The 16,175-nt window shown below is 67.0% G+C and carries 20 protein-coding genes and 1 tRNA gene; 9 read left to right on the top strand and 12 right to left on the bottom strand.

Annotated features, from left to right (window positions below):
• Nucleotides 1–14 precede the first annotated feature (14 nt).
• A complete protein-coding gene (locus tag ACFSC3_RS00660; RefSeq protein ID WP_380937708.1) occupies nucleotides 15–179 on the bottom strand; it encodes a hypothetical protein in 165 nt (54 codons plus the stop codon).
• Nucleotides 180–318: 139 nt separating this feature from the next.
• Here ACFSC3_RS00660 and ACFSC3_RS00655 point away from each other — a divergent pair, with 139 nt between their 5' ends.
• The 7 genes from ACFSC3_RS00655 to trhO all read left to right on the top strand — a co-directional run bounded on the left by ACFSC3_RS00655 (nucleotide 319) and on the right by trhO (nucleotide 5,593).
• Entirely contained in the window at nucleotides 319–2,253 is a 1,935-nt protein-coding gene (locus tag ACFSC3_RS00655) for an alpha/beta hydrolase family protein (RefSeq protein ID WP_380937706.1), read from the top strand.
• Nucleotides 2,254–2,336: 83 nt separating this feature from the next.
• Nucleotides 2,337–2,582, top strand: a complete 246-nt coding sequence (gene infA, locus ACFSC3_RS00650; RefSeq protein ID WP_026325702.1) for a translation initiation factor IF-1 — start codon at nucleotides 2,337–2,339, stop codon at nucleotides 2,580–2,582.
• A gap of 11 nt (nucleotides 2,583–2,593) precedes the next feature.
• The gene (locus tag ACFSC3_RS00645) at nucleotides 2,594–3,172 is read left to right on the top strand and encodes a Maf family protein (RefSeq protein ID WP_380937704.1); all 579 of its coding nucleotides are present in this window, start codon (nucleotides 2,594–2,596) and stop codon (nucleotides 3,170–3,172) included.
• A gap of 107 nt (nucleotides 3,173–3,279) precedes the next feature.
• Entirely contained in the window at nucleotides 3,280–4,251 is a 972-nt protein-coding gene (locus ACFSC3_RS00640) for a ribonuclease (RefSeq protein ID WP_380937702.1), read from the top strand.
• Nucleotides 4,229–4,423 carry a DNA gyrase inhibitor YacG gene (locus ACFSC3_RS00635; protein ID WP_380937700.1) on the top strand — a complete coding sequence of 65 codons (195 nt, stop codon included), beginning with the start codon at nucleotides 4,229–4,231 and terminating at the stop codon, nucleotides 4,421–4,423. Before ACFSC3_RS00640 ends, ACFSC3_RS00635 begins: the two co-directional genes overlap by 23 nt.
• 37 nt (nucleotides 4,424–4,460) lie before the next feature.
• Nucleotides 4,461–4,536: transfer RNA gene (locus ACFSC3_RS00630), tRNA-Phe, on the top strand.
• A 130-nt stretch (nucleotides 4,537–4,666) separates the two neighbouring features.
• On the top strand, nucleotides 4,667–5,593 hold the full coding sequence (gene trhO / locus ACFSC3_RS00625; RefSeq protein WP_380937698.1) for an oxygen-dependent tRNA uridine(34) hydroxylase TrhO: 927 nt from the start codon (nucleotides 4,667–4,669) through the stop codon (nucleotides 5,591–5,593).
• Between the two features lie 100 nt (nucleotides 5,594–5,693).
• Here the strand turns inward: trhO and ACFSC3_RS00620 are convergent, their stop codons facing one another.
• The 11 genes from ACFSC3_RS00620 to aceA all read right to left on the bottom strand — a co-directional run bounded on the left by ACFSC3_RS00620 (nucleotide 5,694) and on the right by aceA (nucleotide 14,066).
• The gene (locus tag ACFSC3_RS00620) at nucleotides 5,694–6,047 is read right to left on the bottom strand and encodes a HesB/IscA family protein (protein ID WP_380937696.1); all 354 of its coding nucleotides are present in this window, start codon (nucleotides 6,045–6,047) and stop codon (nucleotides 5,694–5,696) included.
• Nucleotides 6,047–6,508, bottom strand: a complete 462-nt coding sequence (locus ACFSC3_RS00615) for an SUF system Fe-S cluster assembly protein (RefSeq protein WP_380937694.1) — start codon at nucleotides 6,506–6,508, stop codon at nucleotides 6,047–6,049. The genes ACFSC3_RS00620 and ACFSC3_RS00615 overlap by 1 nt, the downstream gene beginning before the upstream one ends.
• Complete coding sequence (locus ACFSC3_RS00610; RefSeq protein WP_380938526.1) at nucleotides 6,505–7,662, bottom strand: cysteine desulfurase; 1,158 nt, start codon at nucleotides 7,660–7,662, stop codon at nucleotides 6,505–6,507. Before ACFSC3_RS00610 ends, ACFSC3_RS00615 begins: the two co-directional genes overlap by 4 nt.
• A gap of 173 nt (nucleotides 7,663–7,835) precedes the next feature.
• Nucleotides 7,836–8,909, bottom strand: coding sequence for a SufB/SufD family protein (locus ACFSC3_RS00605; RefSeq protein WP_380937692.1), 1,074 nt, complete (start codon nucleotides 8,907–8,909; stop codon nucleotides 7,836–7,838).
• A 115-nt stretch (nucleotides 8,910–9,024) separates the two neighbouring features.
• On the bottom strand, nucleotides 9,025–9,366 hold the full coding sequence (locus ACFSC3_RS00600; RefSeq protein ID WP_380937690.1) for a hypothetical protein: 342 nt from the start codon (nucleotides 9,364–9,366) through the stop codon (nucleotides 9,025–9,027).
• Complete coding sequence (sufC, locus tag ACFSC3_RS00595) at nucleotides 9,363–10,106, bottom strand: Fe-S cluster assembly ATPase SufC (protein ID WP_380937688.1); 744 nt, start codon at nucleotides 10,104–10,106, stop codon at nucleotides 9,363–9,365. The genes ACFSC3_RS00600 and sufC overlap by 4 nt, the downstream gene beginning before the upstream one ends.
• 19 nt (nucleotides 10,107–10,125) lie before the next feature.
• Nucleotides 10,126–10,347 carry a hypothetical protein gene (locus ACFSC3_RS00590; protein ID WP_380937686.1) on the bottom strand — a complete coding sequence of 74 codons (222 nt, stop codon included), beginning with the start codon at nucleotides 10,345–10,347 and terminating at the stop codon, nucleotides 10,126–10,128.
• Nucleotides 10,344–11,807 carry a Fe-S cluster assembly protein SufB gene (gene sufB, locus ACFSC3_RS00585; protein WP_380937684.1) on the bottom strand — a complete coding sequence of 488 codons (1,464 nt, stop codon included), beginning with the start codon at nucleotides 11,805–11,807 and terminating at the stop codon, nucleotides 10,344–10,346. Before sufB ends, ACFSC3_RS00590 begins: the two co-directional genes overlap by 4 nt.
• The gene (locus ACFSC3_RS00580) at nucleotides 11,807–12,223 is read right to left on the bottom strand and encodes an RrF2 family transcriptional regulator (RefSeq protein WP_380937682.1); all 417 of its coding nucleotides are present in this window, start codon (nucleotides 12,221–12,223) and stop codon (nucleotides 11,807–11,809) included. The genes sufB and ACFSC3_RS00580 overlap by 1 nt, the downstream gene beginning before the upstream one ends.
• Nucleotides 12,224–12,612: 389 nt before the next feature.
• Complete coding sequence (locus ACFSC3_RS00575) at nucleotides 12,613–12,771, bottom strand: hypothetical protein (RefSeq protein WP_380938569.1); 159 nt, start codon at nucleotides 12,769–12,771, stop codon at nucleotides 12,613–12,615.
• An 11-nt stretch (nucleotides 12,772–12,782) separates the two neighbouring features.
• Nucleotides 12,783–14,066, bottom strand: coding sequence for an isocitrate lyase (gene aceA, locus ACFSC3_RS00570; protein ID WP_380937680.1), 1,284 nt, complete (start codon nucleotides 14,064–14,066; stop codon nucleotides 12,783–12,785).
• Nucleotides 14,067–14,215: 149 nt separating this feature from the next.
• On the opposite strand from aceA, the gene ACFSC3_RS00565 reads away from it, so the two are divergent.
• Nucleotides 14,216–15,598, top strand: coding sequence for a helix-turn-helix domain-containing protein (locus ACFSC3_RS00565; RefSeq protein ID WP_380937678.1), 1,383 nt, complete (start codon nucleotides 14,216–14,218; stop codon nucleotides 15,596–15,598).
• Between the two features lie 54 nt (nucleotides 15,599–15,652).
• Nucleotides 15,653–16,123 (top strand): EF-hand domain-containing protein, encoded by a 471-nt coding sequence (locus ACFSC3_RS00560; RefSeq protein ID WP_380937676.1) that lies wholly within the window; start codon nucleotides 15,653–15,655, stop codon nucleotides 16,121–16,123.
• Nucleotides 16,124–16,175 lie beyond the last annotated feature (52 nt).

Genomic DNA, 16,175 nt, shown 5'->3' with positions numbered 1-16,175 from the left:
TCCGCAGCGACCGATCAATCCCCGCGGTCGCCCTGGTTATGCGGCTTCTTGGTCTTCGCATGCTGCCGCGCGTCCTGGCTGAGCGACTTATGCTGGTCGTCGCTCTTGCCGAAGGTGCCGTCGTCGTTGCGGCGCTGATAGCGTTTCTCATGCGGCTGGATGAGTTCGCGTTCGGCCATCACTGATCTCCATCAACACACTGATTCGAATAACGAATCTGGTGCGCAGCCGTTCCTGTGCGGATCGGTCGTAACCTGTTGATCTGACGCAACGGGACCGTTAGCCTCCCACGTGATCGTGCATTTGGGGGATTGCACCATGCGTCGCATGTCTTTGTTCGTCCTGGCCATCGCGGCCGGTAGCCTGACCGTCGGCTCGACCGCCCAGACGCCGCCCGCAAAACCCACCGGCCCCCGCCCGATCGAGCATTTCGCCGAGCTGCCCGCGCTTGTCGGCCCCAAGCTCTCACCGGACGGCAAGCGCATCGCCGCGCAGGTCGCGATCAAGGGGAAGCAGTATTTCGCGATCTTGTCAGTCGAGGGCCAGACGCCGCCGCGGCTGATCGGCACGGGCAAGGGCGACCTGAACTGGTGGCGCTGGGTCAACGACGATTGGCTGGTGGTCGGAATCGGCGACAAGGTGCCGGTCGCCAACGTGGGCGAATGGTATATCCGCCGCGCGGTCGGTGTTGGCGCGAGCGACGGCAAGATCGTGCCGCTGGTCGCGCGCAACGCGGCACAGACGGCCGACGACGTCATCTGGACCGCCCGCGACGGCACGCCACGCGCGCTGATCGCCTATCAGACGTCAATCTACAGCAACGATCCGAATTTTTGGCCGCAGGTCGACGAAGTCGATGTATCGACCGGCAAGACGAAGCGTGTGGTCGGCCCGCGCGAAGGGGTGATGACCTGGGTGGCCGATGGTCGGGGCGTCGTTCGCATGGGCATCGGCAGTTCGCTCGACGGCCGCCAGCGTCGCGTGCTGTACCGCCACGACGCGGGGCAGGATTTCACGACCATCGTCAAGGCGCGCACGCACAAGGACAATTATGTCGTGCCCGCCAGCTTCCTCGCCGATCCGACCAAGGCGCTGGCAATGGCCGACGATGCCGACGGTTTCGGCGGACTGTACGAATATGACCTGACCAAGCTGGAACTCGGCAAGCGGCTCTACGGCAGCAAGGGCTTCGATCTCGGCGGCTATGTGCTGAACGATGCGCGCGACGGGCTGACCGGCATCACCTACGACGACGACACATCGCGCACCGAATGGATCGACCCCGACATGGTCGCGCTCCAGGCGGAGGTGCAGGGCTTCGTCAAGAACGGCCGGGTCGCGATCCTGAACTACAGTCGCGACCATTCTCGCGCGATCGTGGACGTCGGCGCGACCAACTCGCCTGGCGCCTTCTATCTCTACGACCGGCCGACCAAGGACATGCGCCTGCTCGCTTATGGCAACGCCGCGATCCGCAGCGCGCGCCTGAACCCCATTCGCACCATCCGTTACAAGGCGCGCGACGGGCTGGAAATCGCCGCCATCCTGACGCTGCCCAAGGGCAAGTCGAACAATCTGCCATTGATCGTCCTGCCCCACGGCGGTCCGTTCGCCCGCGACGCCGAGGAATGGGACTGGTGGACGCAATTTCTGGCCGAGCGCGGCTATGCCGTCGTCCAGCCCAATTATCGCGGATCGTCCGGATACGGCACGCAATTCACGGTGAAGGGCCAGGGCCAGTGGGGCCTGGCTATGCAGGACGACCTGAACGACGCGGTCGCGCAGCTGGCGAAGGACGGCATCGCGGATCCCAAGCGCGTCTGCATCGTCGGCGCATCCTATGGTGGCTATGCGGCGATGCGCGCGGCGCAGCGCGATCCGGGCGTCTATCGCTGTGCGGTATCCTATGCTGGCGTGTCCGACCTGCCGCGCCTTCGCCGCTATGATTCGCAGTTCCTGAATTCGGGCGCGCGCAGCGACTGGCTGAAGCTGCAGGCCGCCGATTTCAAGGCGGTGTCGCCGATCTTCAGCCCGGAGAAGACCGCGATCCCGCTGCTGCTGGTGCACGGCAAGGCCGACACCGTCGTCCCCATCGCCCAGTCGCGTGAAATGGCCGAGCGGCTGCGCGAGGCGGGCAAGGACGTGACCTATATTGAACAGCCACTGGGCGATCACCATTTTACCCGTGGCGAGGACCGGCTGGAATTCCTGCGGGCGCTTCAGGCCTTCCTCGACAAGCACAATCCAGCGTAAATCGCCGCACCCTTCCCTTTTCGCCGTCCGCGGAGTAAGGGCGCGGCCTGCTTTTACTCACAGAATTCACAAGAGGTTGCCGTTTGGCCAAGGAAGAACTGCTCGAAATGCGCGGCCAGGTGGTCGAGCTCCTCCCGAACGCGATGTTCCGCGTGCGGCTGGAGAATGATCACGAGATCCTGGGCCACACCGCAGGCAAGATGCGCAAGAACCGCATCCGCGTCCTCGTCGGCGACGAGGTGCTGGTCGAGCTGACTCCGTACGACCTGACCAAGGGCCGCATCACCTATCGCTTCATGCCGGGCCGCGGCGGTCCCGGACCGCAGTAAGTCGCCCGTTCGTGAGCGCACCCGCGCTCGTCCTGGCGTCGACCTCGCCGCGCCGGCTCGAACTGCTCGCGCGGATCGGGGTCGTGCCGGCGCGCGTCGCAGCGCCCGATATCGATGAAACCCCGCTGACGGGCGAGAGCCCCGCCGCCTATGTCGCGCGTCTGGCCGAGGGCAAGGCACGCGCGGTGGAGCGTGGCGCCGACGAGATCGTGCTGGCCGGCGACACCACCGTCGCGGTCGGGACACGCATCCTCGAAAAGCCGGTCGACGAGGCCGACCTGCGCCGAATGCTCGGCCTGTTGTCGGGCCGCCGGCATCGCTGCGTCTCCGGCGTCTGCGCAATCGACCGCTCCGGCCGCGCGCGCGTGCGCAGCGTCACCAGCGTCGTCGCCTTCAAGCGGCTGAGCGCCGCGGAAGTCGACTGGTACGTCGCGAGCGGCGAAGGCATGGGCAAGGCCGGCGGCTATGCCATCCAGGGCCGGGCGGAGGCGTTCGTGCGCTTCCTGTCGGGGTCGCATTCCGCGGTCGTCGGCCTGCCGCTGTTCGAAACTCGCGCGCTGCTCGAGGCGTCGGGATATGCCTTTGCATGATCCCTTCCGGTGCTCTCGCGCAGGCGGGAGCCTAGGGCCACAGGTCGTACGATCTCGGAATCCCGTTCGCGCCTGCGTGAAAGCACGGGATGGTTCGGGCCTATCCCATGCCTGAATGGCTGATCGAACACGGCATCGGCGAAACCCGCGCCGCCTTGATCGACGGCGATACCATCCTTGAGGCGCGCATCCTCCCGGACGGCGAATTGATCGCCGGCACCGTGCTGCGCGCCCGTCTGGTTGCCCGCATGCCCGAACGCGGCCAGGGGATCGTCGCCTGGGCCGGCGGTGAGGCGCTGATCGCCCCGCTTCCCGCCGGCGTCACCCAGGGTGCGGAAACGTTGGTCGAGATCACCCGCCCCGCCATTTCCGAACCGGGCAAGCCCAAGCGCGCCCGCGTCCGCCCGGCCCGCCCCGACGCGCACGAAGGTGCCGGCGACGCCGACCTGCCCGACGCGACGATCCTGCGCCATACCGACGCCGACCGGCTGGAGGCTGCCGGCTGGTCCGAACTGCTTGAGGAGGCGGCGACCGGCCAGATCGCCTTCCCCGGCGGTGCCCTGGATATCGCGCTGACGCCGGCGATGACGCTGATCGACATCGACGGCACGCTGGCGCCGTCCACCCTCTCGATCGCAGGGGCCAAGGCGGCGGCGCGTGCGATTCGACGGCTCGACATCACCGGCTCGATCGGCATCGACCTGCCCGGCACCGACAAGGCTGCGCGCACCGCGGCGGCAGACGCGATCGACGCGCTCCTGCCCCAACCGTTCGAGCGCACCGCAGTCAACGGCTTCGGTTTCGTCCAGATCGTCCGACCCAGACGCCGCCGCTCTATCCCCGAGATCGTCGCGATGGATGGCGCGCTTTCGCACGCTCGCGCGCTGCTGCGACGGGCGGAGCGCAGCCCCGGCATCGGCGAACGCGTGCTAACGGCGCATCCGGCCGTCATCGCAGCGATCGAGGGGCATCCCGCCTGGACCGCCGCGCTTCAACAGCGAATCGGCGCGTCCATCGCCTTGCGGCCCGACCCGGCGCTCGCCATATCCGCCGGCCATGTCCAAGCCCGCCACGCGTAACCTCTGCCCCGTCTGCTCGGCGCCGACCGCCGCCGCTCACGCACCATTCTGCTCGCAGGGGTGCCGCGACCGCGATCTGTTGCAGTGGCTGGGCGAGGGCTATCGCATTCCCGGCCCGGCCATCGATCCCTTGAGCGATCCAGGGCTAGACAGGGACGATTCGCCCGCCTAAAGGCAGCGCTCTTTCGCGGCCATCAGCGCTCGTGAATGCCTAGGTAGCTCAGTTGGTAGAGCATGCGACTGAAAATCGCAGTGTCGGCGGTTCGATCCCGTCCCTAGGCACCACTTCCCACATGATGTTGTGATCGGTCGGCCGGTCGGGCGCTTAGAACGCCGCCGCAAGCCATGTCCTGGCCCTGGATCGTTCGCCGGTCGTCGATTGAGCGAAACCCGCTAAGTCGTTAGGGACGGCCGCGTGACCGCCGCTCTGCCCTATCATGTTCTCGCGCTCTATCGCTTCGCGCCCTTCGCCGATCCCGCCGCGCTGAAACCGCCGCTGTTGGCGGTGTGTGCGGCGAACGATGTGTTTGGCACGCTGCTGCTCGCGACCGAAGGGCTGAACGGCACGATCGCCGGCAGCGACAAGGGAATCGCTGCGGTTCTGGCTTACCTCCGCACCTTGCCCGGCTGTGCGGACCTGACCGGCCGGGAATCGCGTGCCGCGACCGCGCCGTTCCACCGCATGAAGGTGCGCATCAAGCGCGAGATCGTGACGATGGGCGTGGCCGGCGTCGATGCGTCCGACGCCGGGACGTACGTCGCGCCCGAGGACTGGAACGCGCTGATCGCCGATCCCGACACGGTCGTCGTCGACACCCGCAACGCCTATGAGGTGCGCATCGGCACGTTCGCCCGTGCCGTCGATCCCGCAACCGACAGCTTCCGCGACTTTCCGGCGTGGGTGCGCGAGAACCGCGCGGCGCTGGAGGGCAAGCGGATCGCGATGTTCTGCACCGGCGGTATCCGCTGCGAAAAGGCGACCGCGCTGGTGAAGGCGGAAGGGTTAGACGACGTCTACCACCTCCGGGGCGGCATCCTGAACTATCTGGAGCATGTCCCCCCGGCGGAGAGCCTGTGGCGCGGCGAATGCTTCGTGTTCGACGAACGCGTGGCCGTGGGTCACGGGCTGGCGCTCGGCACCCACGGCCTGTGCCGTGCCTGCCGCATGCCGGTCAGCGCGCAAGACCGCGCGTCACCGCTATACGAAGAGGGCGTGGCGTGTCCGGCATGCCATGACCAGCGGGACGAGACGCAGCGCGCAGGCTATGCCGAGCGGGCAAAACAGGCGGCGCTGGCGGAGGCACGGGGCGAGCGGCATGTGGGGCAGCGCGCAAAGGGCTGACCACCCGTCATCCCCGCGAAAGCGGGGATCCAGGGTTACTCTTCCCCGCGGTTCGCAAAACAAACCTGGATCCTGACTTTCGTCAGGATGACGGCTTTGATCAGACCGTAAAGCTCTCGCCGCACCCGCAGGCGCCCTTCGCGTTCGGGTTGTTGAACACGAAGCCCGCGGCGAAGTCGTCCTCGACCCAGTCCATCGTCGATCCAACGAGGTACAGCACCGACGCGCCATCGACGTAGAGCGTGCCGCCCGGCGTCACGATCGCCTCGTCGAACGGCTTGGCCTCGGTCACGTAATCGACCGAATAGGCCAGGCCCGAACAGCCCCGCCGCGGGGTCGACAGCTTCACGCCGATCGCATCCGCAGGCGCGCGCGACATCAGGTCGGCGACGCGCGCTTCGGCGCCGGGGGTCAAGTTGAGCACCGCAGGCCGCGGGCGGGCCGTCGTCGCCATCACAGCATCCCCAGTTCGAGTTTGGCCTCGTCGCTCATCTTCGACGGATCCCATGGCGGGTCCCAGACGAGGTTGACGTCGACCGTCCCCACGCCGGGCACTGCACCCACGCGCAGCTCGACCTCGGCGGGCATCGATTCGGCGACCGGGCAATGCGGCGTCGTCAGCGTCATCGTGACGACCGCATGGCCGTCGTCGGTGACCTCGACATTGTAGATCAGCCCCAGTTCGTAGATGTTCACCGGGATTTCGGGATCGTAGATCTCCTTCAGCGCGGTGATGATCCCGTCATAGGTCTCGCCCCCGGGCTCGCCGGCGCTCAGCCCCTTGGGCTTTTCCGCCAGGAAGCCGGAGAGATAGTCGCGCTTGCGCTCGCCTGTCTCCTCCACCGCGTCCTCGACCCGCGCGCGCGGCGGCGGGGTCACGGCATCCACTTCCTCGACGCCAAACGACGTGCTCATCCGAAAATCCTCGTTACTCGCTCGATGCCCTTCACCAACGCATCCACGTCGGCAGGGGAATTGTAGACGCCGAAACTCGCCCGTGCGGTCGCCGGCACGCCCAGCAGGTCCATCAGCGGCTGCGCACAGTGATGCCCCGCGCGGATCGCCACCCGGCTCTCGTCCAAGATGGTGCCGATGTCGTGCGGATGCACCCCATGAATCGCAAAACTGACGATCCCGGCCGAATCCTCCGGCCCGAACAGCGTGACCGAATTGAGCCCGGCCAGCGCCTCTCGCGTGGTCCGCACCAGCGCAGTTTCATGCGCATGGATACGATCCAGCCCGATCGCGCTGACATAATCGATCGCAGCGTGAAGCCCGAGCACGCCGACAATATGCGGCGTCCCCGCCTCGAACCGGGTCGGCGCAGGCGCGTAGGTTGTGCGCTCGAAGCTCACCCGGTCGATCATCGACCCGCCGCCCTGGTACGGCGGCATCGCGTCGAGCAATTCCGCACGGCCCCACAGCACGCCGATGCCGGTCGGACCGTAGAGCTTGTGTCCGGAGAAGACGTAGAAGTCGCAATCGAGCGCGCGCACGTCGACGCCCAGCCGCGCGACCGCCTGGCAGCCATCGACCAACAGCTTCGCGCCGACGCCGTGCGCCAAATCCGCGGCGCGACGGACGTCGAGGACCGAACCGAGCACGTTCGACACATGCGCCAGCGCGACCAGCTTGTGCGCGGGCGTCAGCATGGCCGCCATCGCGTCGAGATCGATGCGGTGATCGGCGGTCAGCGGCACGACGTCGATCGCGAGGCCCTTGGCCTCCGCCATCATCTGCCACGGCACGATGTTCGAATGATGCTCCAGCGCGGAGAGCAGGATGCGGTCGCCGGCCTTCAGCTGCGTGCCTGCCCAGCATTGCGCTACGAGGTTGATCCCCTCGGTCGCGCCGCGGACGAAGACGACTTCGTTTTCCTGTGCGCCGATGAAGCCGGCGACACGACGGCGCGCAGCCTCATAGGCGAGCGTCATATCGGCCGATCGCTGGTACACGCCGCGGTGGACGGTGGCATAGTCCTGCGCATAGCCGCGAGTGATCGCGTCGATGACTGGGCGGGGTTTTTGCGCGGTGGCGGCGGTGTCGAGGTAGGCCCAGCCTTCCGGGATGGCGGGGAAGTCGCATACGGTATCAAGCTCCTCCCCGGCACGGGGAGGGGGACCGCGACGCGCAGCGTCGGGGTGGAGGGGGCTCTCCGCGAGGGCTGCACCTTGAGGCGCCCCCCCTCCACCGGCTTCGCCGGTCCCCCTCCCCGTGCCGGGGAGGATTTGCGTGGCGTCACTCACAACGCCGCCTCCAGCCACCGATCCGCATCGGCCACGAACGCCGCCCGCACCGTCTCATCCCCGATCCGGTCCAGCGCATCGGCCACGAACGCCCGCGTCAGCAGCGCCTTCGCCCGCGCCGGCGTGATGCCGCGACTTTCGAGGTAGAACAGCGCCCGCCGGTCCAGCTCGCCCACCGTCGCGCCGTGCGCGCACTTCACGTCGTCGGCGAAGATTTCCAGCTCGGGCTTCAGATTGACCGTCGCCGTCCGCTGGAGCAGCAGTCCGCGCAGGGACTGCTCGCCATCGGTCTTCTGCGCATCGCGCGCGACTTCGACCGCGGCGGCGAGGCTGGCGGTGGAGGTGTCCGCTGCGACCGCGCGCCACGTCTGGTGGCTGCTGCCGTGCGGCTTGGCGTGGCGCACACGCACCGCGCACTCCTGTCGCTGGCTCCCATGCGTCAGCAGCGCGCCGCCCATTTCGGCATAGCCCTCGTCCCCGTCGAGTGCGATCGCCGCGTCGAACCGCGTGCCCATGCCGCCGGCGCCCAGATAGGTCGCCACATAGCTCGCGCCCTGGCCGATCGACACTTCGTCGCGGGTCGAGACGAAGCCGCCGTCGGCGATTACGCGCACCGCACGTTGCAGCCGTGCCGAGCGGGCCAGTTCGACCTGCACCAGCCGGTTCGCCCAGCCGGTGCCGACATAGGTTTCGATGATGCTAGCGACCGCATCTTCTCCGAGGCGAATACGTGCGGGCAGGTGATTTTCGGCACCAGTCGAGATGTGGACGATCTCGACCGCCGTCTCCGCCTGCGCCGCGTCGAGCGTCAGCGACCAACCGATCCCGCTCGCCTGCGCGCCCAAGGCATGCGCCGTCGTCAGGTCCAGCGCCTCGACGACCAGCCGGCCGGGGTTGCTCTGCGCAGCATCGAACACGCCATCGACGAACACCAGCCGTGCGCCATCGAGCCCGAGCGAGGCCGACGCCGGCACCGCCGACCGCTCGCTCGCCGCTGCGGCACGCAGCGTCTCAAGATCGGCCCAGCGCCACGCTTCCTCGCGCGGATTGGGTAGGGCAAGCGTCGCCATCAGTACGCCCTCTTGGCGCCTTTGCGCCTTTGCGTGAGAAGAAGAGTTGGTTCACGCAAAGGCGCAAAGGCGCGAAGATCCATTGTGCGTGCCGCGGGGATGTCGTGCATCATCATCACGCCCCCCGTTTCGCGACCAGCGCGGCGATGCCCGCTTTGCGCTCGCTGTCGACGCACTTGGTCAGTTCGCCGTTCAGCGCGGCGATCATGACCTTCTTCACCTCGGGCCGGATCGCGCGGTCCTGCGCGCCGGCGTAGCGCGATTCGAACTGCGGCGTGCACCGCTCCATCGCAGAACAACCGATGCGATCGACCTCCGCATCGCCGGTGGTCTTGCGGGTCTTGCACACACCGTCCTTCAGCGTGCCGCGCCATGTCGACAAGCGCTGGCCGATCGCCGCCGCATCGTCGATCGCCGGCGCCGCCGCCTGGAGCATCAGGAGAGCCGCGAGGATCACGCCGCGACCGCTCCATAGCCTTCGCGCTCCAGCTCCAGCGCCAGTTCCGGCCCGCCCGAGCGCGTGATGCGACCGTCGGCCAGCACGTGGACGCGATCGGGTTGCACGTAATCGAGCAGGCGCTGATAATGAGTGATCAGCAGCACCGCCTTGTCGGGCTTGCGCATGATCCGGTTGATGCCGTCGCCGACGATGCGCAGCGCGTCGATGTCGAGGCCGCTGTCGGTCTCGTCGAGGATCGCGAACTTTGGCGCGATGATCCCCATCTGCACCATCTCGTTGCGCTTCTTCTCGCCGCCCGAAAAGCCGACGTTGACCGGACGCTTCAGCATGTCCTGCGGAAGGCCAAGGTCGTCCGCCTGGGCGCGCGCGAGCTTCAGGAATTCGCCGCCCGACAGCGGCTTCTCGTCGCGTGTCGCGCGCTGAGCGTTCAGGCTCTCGCGCAGGAACTGGACGTTCGACACGCCGGGAATTTCGACGGGATATTGGAAGCCCAGGAACACGCCGGCGGCGGCGCGCTCATGCGGTTCGAGCTCGAGCAAGTCCTGCCCGTCGAAGGTCACCGACCCCGAGGTCACCTCATAGCCCGGCCGTCCACCCAGCACATAGCCGAGCGTCGACTTACCCGCGCCGTTCGGCCCCATGATCGCGTGGATTTCGCCCGCGCTCACGTCGAGGCTAAGGCCCTTGAGGATCGGCTTGCCGTCGATTTCGGCGTGGAGGTTTTCGATTTTAAGCACTGAAAGACTTTCGCTATCTTTATTGAGCCGACGGCGCACGCCGGATGGTGCCGGATAGATTTCCGCTCATTGCCGCTACGGCGTCGCCTTCGAGGATGATGTCGCCACGCATATTGCCGCTCATCTCGAAACGGCATCCTGGCCGAACGATCGCATCGCCGTCGAGATTTCCACTCAACATGATGTCCGTATCCACGACCAAAGGCCCGATGTGATTGCCACTCATCGCGATCATGCTCACCCCACGCTCCCCTCAAGCGAAATGCCCAGCAGCTTTTGCGCCTCGACCGCAAACTCCATCGGCAGCTGCTGCAGCACTTCGCGCGCGAAGCCGTTGACGATCAGCGCGACCGCGGCTTCCTGATCGAGCCCGCGCGACATGGCGTAGAACAACTGGTCCTCGCTGATCTTCGACGTCGTCGCCTCATGCTCAATCTGCGCCGACGGGTTCCGCACCTCGATATACGGCACGGTATGCGCGCCGCACTGGTCGCCGAGCAGCAGCGAATCGCACTGGGTGAAGTTGCGCACGCCCTCCGCATTCGGCGCGACGCGCACCAGCCCGCGATAGGTGTTGTCGCTGCGGCCGGCCGAAATCCCCTTCGACACGATCGTCGAGCGCGATCCCTTGCCGTTGTGGATCATCTTCGTGCCGGTGTCGGCCTGCTGGCGGTTGTTCGTCACCGCGACCGAGTAGAATTCGCCGACCGAATCCTCGCCGTTCAGCACGCACGACGGGTATTTCCACGTCACCGCACTGCCGGTTTCGACCTGGGTCCAGCTGACCTTGCTGCGCTTGCCCTGGCACAGCGCGCGCTTGGTCACGAAATTATAGATGCCGCCCTTGCCGTTCTCGTCGCCCGGATACCAGTTCTGGACGGTCGAATACTTGATCTCGGCATCGTCGAGCGCGACCAGTTCGACGACCGCGGCGTGGAGCTGGTTCTCGTCGCGCATCGGGGCAGTGCAGCCCTCCAAATACGAGACATAGGCGCCCTTGTCGGCGACGATCAGCGTGCGTTCGAACTGGCCGGTGTTCTCGGCATTGACCCGGAAATAGGTGCTCAATTCCATCGGGCAGCGCACGCCCTCCGGAATGTAGACGAACGTCCCGTCGCTGAAGACCGCGCAGTTGAGCGTCGCGAAGTAATTGTCGTGCATCGGCACGACCTTCCCCAGCCACTTCTTCACCAGATCGGGATATTCGCGGATCGCTTCGCTGATCGAACGGAAGATGACGCCGGCCGCTTCCAGTTCGGCGCGGAACGTCGTCGCCACCGAGACGCTGTCGAACACCGCATCGACCGCGACCTTGCGCGCGCCTTCGACCCCGGCGAGCACCTTCTGCTCCTCGATCGGAATGCCGAGCTTTTCGTAGACACGCTTGATCTCGGGATCGAGCTCGTCGAGCGACGCGATCGTCGCCTTCGCCTTGGGTTCCGCGTAATAGTACGCGTCCTGATAATCGATCGGGTCGATGTTCAGCTTCGCCCAGTTCGGCGCTTCCATTGTCTGCCACAGGCGAAACGCCTTCAGCCGCCAGTCGAGCATCCATTCGGGCTCATTCTTCTTGGCGCTGATGTAGCGGACGGTGTCTTCGGACAGGCCCTTGGGCGCGAATTCCTGCTCGATGTCCGAGCTGAAGCCCCATTCGTACTTCTTGTTCGCGGCCTCGTAAGCCTCGGCGTTGCGGGTGGCCATTATGCGGGGACTCCAGCGGACAGGGTGGCGAGCGTGACGCCCGCAAGTGCGCCGCGGACGGCGCCGTTGACGTGGGACATATGCGGGCGGACGTGACAGCTGCCACCGACCGCACAGTCATGGGCATTCGGGTCGACGCAGGTGGTGAGCCCGATCGGCCCCTCGATCGCCTCGACGATATCGGCGAGCGTGATCGTCGCCGGCGGCCGCGCGAGGCGGAAGCCCCCGCCGGTGCCGCGCGCGCTGTCGATCAGCCCGGCGGCGCTAAGGCGGCTGACCAGCTTCTGCACGGTGGGCAGCGGCAGGCCGGTTTCCTCGGCGATCACCGTCGCGTTCAGCCGGCCGGAGACGCCACAATGCCGCGCGGCGGCTGCGAGCAGCACCACGGCATAATCGGCTTGGGCGGTCAGGCGCATTGTTGCGAGCGGCTCTCAAATCGGAGGGAATTATTCCGATTGGGCAGATAGGTGGTTGGGCGGTGATTCACAACCCATGTGGCGCGGGGTGCGAACCATACCCACCCCGTTCGTGCTGAGCTTGTCGAAGCATCGTACTTTGAGCCGCGAGCGATGAACGCGCGTATCGGAGAACGGCCCTTCGACAAGCTCAGGGCGAACGGGTGGGGTGATGGACCCGCGCGCCTTCCCCCACACCGTCATGCCGGACTTGATCCGGCATCCAGAGTCGCGGGCGACGCGGTTCGTGGCTCTGGATGCCGGATCAAGTCCGGCATGACGGTGACGGAAAAAAGCCCGCCCGGTCGCGAAGACCGGACGGGCAGGCACCCTCTCCAGGAAGTCTCAGATCACCCCAGCCGGCCCAGCCGGTGGTACAAATTGCTGAACTTGGCCGACCTTGGTTCATCGGCGATCTTGCGGACATAATCGGCGACGGCTTCCTTCATCAGCCCGAAGTCCTCGGTCGAGAAGACGGCGCGGCTGCGTTGCGGTTCACGGGTCATCATCGGTCGTCTCCTTATGCGGCTTGCTTGGTGAACTGATCGGCCTCGGTGCTTTCCGAATAGGCGGTGGTCGAGCTACTGCCCCCGGCGAGCGTCGTGGCGACCAGATCGAAATATCCGGTGCCCACCTCGCGCTGGTGCTTGGTCGCGGTGTAGCCGTTGGCTTCCGCGGCGAACTCCGCCTGTTGAAGCTCGGAATAGGCCGCCATACCCCGGTCCTTGTACCCGCGCGCCAGTTCGAACATGCCGTAGTTGAGCTGGTGGAAGCCGGCGAGTGTCACGAACTGGAACTTGTATCCCATCGCCCCGATCTCGCGCTGGAAGCGGGCGATGTCGTCGCGGTCGAGGTTCTTTTCCCAGTTGAAGCTGGGCGAGCAATTGTACGCCAGCATCTTGTTCGGGAACTCGCGCTTGATCGCTTCGGCGAAGCGGCGCGCGTCGTCCATGTTGGGCTTCGACGTTTCCCACCACAGCAGGTCGGCGTGCTCGGCGAAGGCCAGGCCGCGCTTGATGCAATGGTCGACGCCGGTGCCGTCCTTCAGACGATAGAAGCCTTCGGGCGTGCGCTCGCCGGTCAGGAATTCGCGGTCCCGCTCGTCGATATCGCTGGTGATCAGTCGTGCGCTTTCCGCATCCGTCCGCGCGCAGATGATCGTCGGCACGCCGCTGACGTCCGCCGCCAGACGCGCGGCATCGAGGTTCCGGATATGCGCCTGGGTTGGGATCAGCACCTTGCCACCCAGATGGCCGCACTTCTTCTCTGCGGCCAGTTGGTCCTCGTAATGCACGCCCGCGGCGCCTGCGGCGATATACGCCTTCATGATCTCGAAGCAGTTGAGCGGCCCGCCGAAGCCGGCCTCGGCGTCGGCAACGATCGGCGCCAGCCAGTCGCGGGTCGCCCCGCCCTCGCTATGTTCGATCTGGTCGGCGCGCAGCAGCGCGTTGTTGATCCGCCGCGCCAGTTCCGGCCCGGCGTTGGCCGGGTAGAGCGACTGGTCGGTATACATGGCGCCCGCGGTGTTGGCGTCGGCCGCGACCTGCCAGCCCGACAGGTAGATCGCCTGCAGCCCGGCGCGGACCTGCTGCATCGCCTGGTTGCCGCTCATCGCGCCCAGCGAATTGATGTAGGGTTCGGTCTGCAACAGCTCCCAGAGCTTGAGCGCACCGCGGCGGGCGAGGCTGTGCTCGATCGGGACCGACCCGCGCAGCCGCTCGACGTCGGCTGGCGGATAGGGGCGCACGATGCCGTCGAAGCGGCCCTTCGGCGCGGGAACCAGGTCTTCGAACGTCGTCGTCATTGTGTCGTCCCTTCGTCGTGTTCGGTGATGACACAGGAATAACGACGATCGAAGTGACCGGACAGGCGGAAATTGACAGCCACGAGGTCTTACAGTCGCTGATCAAGCACAGACTTGCTGTCGCGTTGTAAAGTCTTCACAACGTTGGGATGGCTGATCGCAAGCTCTTCGCCGGACACGCCGTCCGCCGCCTCCGCCGCGCAGGCGCCCTGACGCAGGCGGCAATGGCGGAGATGCTGGGGATTTCACCCAGCTACCTCAATCTCGTCGAACGCAACCAGCGCCCCGTCTCGGCCACCCTGCTGCTCGCGCTCGCCGAACGCTTCGATTTCGACCCGCGCACCCTGTCCGCAGGCGAGCCCGGCGGCGGCGCGGAAGCGATCCGCCGGCGCCTGTCCGACCCGATCTTCGCCGATCTGGAAATCGACCGCGCCGAGCTGGAGGAATGGCTGGTCGGCGCGCCCGGCGGCGCGGAGGCTTTCGCCCGCGCCTATGACCGCGGGGGCGGCAGCGCGACGGCGGCCGAGCCTGCCGACAGCGGCACCGCGGTCCGCCGCGAGATCGAGCGGTGGCGCAACCATTTCGCCGATCTCGACACCGCGGCCGAAACGCTTGCCGACGAGCTTCGCCAGGGCGCCGGCGACCTGTTCGGCAGCCTGGCCGACCGGCTGCGGGTCAAGCACCACCTCTCGATCCGCATCCTGCCGCTGGAAGTGCTGACCGACGTCCGCGTGCGCATCGACCTCCACGCGCGGCAGATCCAGCTGTCCGAAACGCTCGACCCGCCGAGCCGCGTCTTCGCGCTCGCCCGCCATCTCGGCCAGATCGAGGCGCGCGCGGAGATCGACGCGCTGGTCCGCGGCGCCGGCTTCACCGAACGCACGTCGGACAGGCTCTATCGCCGCCACCTGACCGGCTATTTCGCCGCGGCGGTGATGATGCCCTATGCCCGCTTCCTGCGCGCGTGTGAGGCGACCGGCTACGACCTCGACCTGATCCGCCGCCGCTTCGGGGCCTCGCCCGAACAGGTCGCGCACCGGCTGACCACGCTCAGCCGCGTCGGTGCGCGGGGCCTGCCCTTCTTCATGCTGCGCACCGATCGCGCCGGGCAGGTGTCGAAGCGCTTCGCCGGCGCCAGCAACGCGCCGATCGTCGAGGGGCCGGGGCTGTGCCCGCTGCTCGACACCTTCACCGTCTTCCAGCGGCCCGACGAACGCATCGTGCAATTGGTCGCGCTGGAGGACGGCAGCCGCTGGTTCACCTCCTCGCGCTGCGTCGGGCCGCCCGGCGGCTGGCAGGGAGCGGTCCGCGCGCGGTTCGCGGTGACGCTCGGGCTGGCGGCGGACTCGGCCGGGACGCTTGCCGCCGCGCGCGGGCTGGATCTCGCCGGCGAAGCCACGCCGATCGGTCTGGGCTGCCGCGCCTGCACACGCCCCGATTGCCCGCAACGCTCCGCCGCTCCGGCCGGTCGGGCCTTGATCGTCAACGATCGCGAGGCTGGTGTCTCGCCGTTCGGCTTTGCCACCGACTGAGCATTACGGGAAAGGCCATGCGGCGGGACACATAGCCGCGCTATCCTTACGCCTATGCTCCCGCTCCTCCTTCTGTTCGCGGTGACACAGGCCGCAGCCTCCGCCCCGCCCCGAATCGCGCTCGACGGGCGGGAAACCGAACCAAGCGCCGTCGTCGCCGCGACACGGCTGCACCAGCGCATGGACGCCAACCACGACGGATATGTCACCCCCCAGGAAATGGCGACGTTCGTCACGCATGCGATGAACGGGCTGCCGATCCCCGGCACCGACGCCGCCCATCCCCTGCCGCCCGTGCCCGGCCGCGTGTTCGCTGCCGCCAATTCTGACCATGACGGACGCATCTCGCTGGCCGAAACCATCGCCGAGGCGCCGCGGACATTCGCGCTGGAAGACGTGAATCACGACGGCACGGTGACGCCGGACGAACGGATGGCATTTCTGAAGCGCGTCATCGACGATGGCGGCAACCCGCCCGGCCTTGCGCACGCCCCATCACCAAAACCACCCGCCGCGCGGCGCTGAGGCGGATTGTGATCAGCGCCGCATCGCTACGGCTCCGGCCTGCGCCGCGGCC

The sequence above is a fragment of the Sphingomonas floccifaciens genome (genome assembly GCF_042681125.1).
Classification (GTDB): domain Bacteria; phylum Pseudomonadota; class Alphaproteobacteria; order Sphingomonadales; family Sphingomonadaceae; genus Sphingomonas; species Sphingomonas floccifaciens.
Note: the sequence above shows the minus strand (reverse complement) of the source record. Positions and strands in the feature narration are given on the sequence as shown.